This window comes from Tahibacter harae (genome assembly GCF_024437735.1).
Taxonomy (GTDB): Bacteria; Pseudomonadota; Gammaproteobacteria; order Xanthomonadales; family Rhodanobacteraceae; genus Tahibacter; species Tahibacter harae.
Window position 1 is genome coordinate 1 of record NZ_JANFQO010000079.1, and the last position, 1065, is coordinate 1065.

The 1065-nt window shown below is 68.6% G+C and carries 1 protein-coding gene; it reads right to left on the reverse strand.

Annotated features, from left to right (window positions below; genetic code table 11):
- Nucleotides 1–1065 (reverse strand): Ig-like domain-containing protein (locus NM961_RS23895; protein WP_255916935.1); only part of this gene is annotated, 1065 nt, incomplete at both ends.

Below are 1065 nucleotides of genomic sequence, written 5' to 3' on the forward strand. Positions count from 1 at the left end.
TTGCTCAGCGTATAGGTCAGCGTGTCGTTGTCGGCGTCGGTGGCGTCGACGTCGTAGCTGTAGGGCGTGCCGACGCTGGCCGTGGTGATCGCGGTCGAGGTGATCTCCGGCGCGTGATTCGCGCTGCTGACGGTCAGGGTGAAATCCTGCGCGCCGGTGCCGCCGTGGCCGTCACTGACGCGGATCGCCATCGTGTGCGTACCGATCTGCTGCGTGGTCGGGGTCCAGCTGATGACGCCGGTGCTGCTGTCGATGCTGACGCCGGACGGCGGATTGAGCAGTGAATAGGTCAGTGTGTCGTTGTCGGGGTCGGTCGCTTCCACGTCGTAGCGGTAGGCGCTGCCGGCGGTCGCGGTCGTGATCGCGGTGGACGTGACGGTCGGCGCGCGATTGGCCGCCGTGACGGTGATCGACACCGTGGCCGGCGTGGAATCGAGCAGGCTATCGTTGGCGACGTAGGCGAAGCTGTCGCTGCCGCTGAAGGTCGATGCCGGCGTATAGGTCAGCGCCGGCGGCGTGCCGCTCAGGCTGCCGTGCTGCGGCGGCGTGGTGACGCGGAAGCTCAGCGGGTCATTGTCGGCATCGCTGCCGCTGAGGGTGACGGCGGCACTGCCGCCCTGCTCCAGCGACAGCGATTGGGCATCGGCGACCGGCGCGCGGTTGTAGCGCGTGTTGGTATCGCTGGCGCTGACCGGATCGGAGACGGCCGCATCGGCCGTCGCGGTATTGGTCAGCGTGGCCGCGGTCAGTGTGGACGCATACGCCACCGGAATCGTGAGCTGCAGGCGATTGGCGATACCGGCCGGTACCGTCGCGCCACTGAGTGCCACGCTGGTCGCGCCGCTGGCGCCGGTCAGCGTGCCGCAGCTGGCGCTGCCTTGTGCAGTGCAGGTCGCTGCCGCGGACAGCGTTGCGCCTGTCGGCAGCGTGTCGTCGAGGATGACGCCGGTGGCCGTCGACGGGCCGGCATTGCTGAGGATCAGTGTGTAGGTGCCGCCGCCGCCCGGCGCATAGATCGTGCTGCCGTCGTCCTTGCTCAGGCTCAGCGGGGCTTCGCAATGAATG